The organism is Pseudodesulfovibrio karagichevae (assembly GCF_041414475.1).
Taxonomy (GTDB): domain Bacteria; phylum Desulfobacterota; class Desulfovibrionia; order Desulfovibrionales; family Desulfovibrionaceae; genus Pseudodesulfovibrio; species Pseudodesulfovibrio karagichevae.
The window spans coordinates 1-991 of the sequence record NZ_JBGLYH010000130.1; the positions used below are offsets into that span (position 1 = coordinate 1).

1 protein-coding gene is annotated in these 991 nt (G+C 65.6%); it reads right to left on the reverse strand.

Annotation, left to right across the window (positions count from 1 at the left end; all coding sequences use genetic code 11):
• Position 1: 1 nt before the first annotated feature.
• Positions 2-991: integrase core domain-containing protein (locus tag AB6M95_RS19660; protein WP_371388441.1), on the reverse strand; the 990-nt coding region annotated here is incomplete at its 5' end.

Genomic DNA, 991 nt, shown 5'->3' on the forward strand with positions numbered 1-991 from the left:
TTTATTGTTCGTCCACCGGTTCCGGGGGCCTGATCAGGCCCCCGGAACCGGTGGCGGGCAGGACGCCGAGCAGGACCGAACCGGCGTAGACGTTCAGGTCGCCGTTGCCATTTTCCAAAATACCGATCTGGCTGCCGGCCAGGCCCTGGTTGATGTACCGCCTGCGGCCCGCCCATTTGATTTCCCCGCTATTTTTCACCCGGCGGACCACGTGCCGTGCGTCGTATTGAAAGTCCGGTATTTCAGCTGGATATCTCCGCTTTGATCGGGCGTAAACCTGGGCCGGGACGGCCATGCCCAACGCTTCATGGGGGCGGTTGTGGTTGTAGATCCGCCGCCAGGCGCGGAAGCGGCGCTGCTGTTGCCGCAGCCCGCTGCCCAGGCGGATTTCCCGCTTCAGGCTGCGGTGCATCCGCTCGTGCGCCCCGTTTTGCTGCGGCTTGCCGGGATCAATGAACTCCACGTCGATCCCCAACCGCAGCCAGAGGGCGCTCAGCCGGGAAAGGCCGCCCGCCCCCGCTCCGGCGAAGGGCGTCCCGTTGTCCACGCGGATGATTTCGGGCAGGCCGAATCGGGCGAAAGTCCGGTCGAAGGCCTCCCGGGTGGGCGCGAAAGCGGGTCGGGACAGGGCCTCGACGCCGATAAGAAATCGACTGTAACCATCCATGATCGTTAATGGATAGCAGACTTCACCGCTGAGCATCCTGAACCATCCTTTGTAGTCGACGCTCCAGACGTGGTTGGAATGATCGGGCTCGGTCAGCTTGTCCGGCCATTGCCGAAAGCGGGCGTTGCGCCGCCTGCGCGCCTTGGTCAGCCCCGCGTCCTTGAGGATGAGGGCGATGGTGCTGTGGGAGGGGGGCCGAAGCCCCCGGTTGCGCAGCTCTCCGGCGATCTTGCGCGGCCCGATGCCCGGCCAGGCCTTGCGCAGGGCCACGACGGCCTCCCGCATTTCAACGGGTGTCCTGTGCGGGCAACCGCGTGGCCTCCT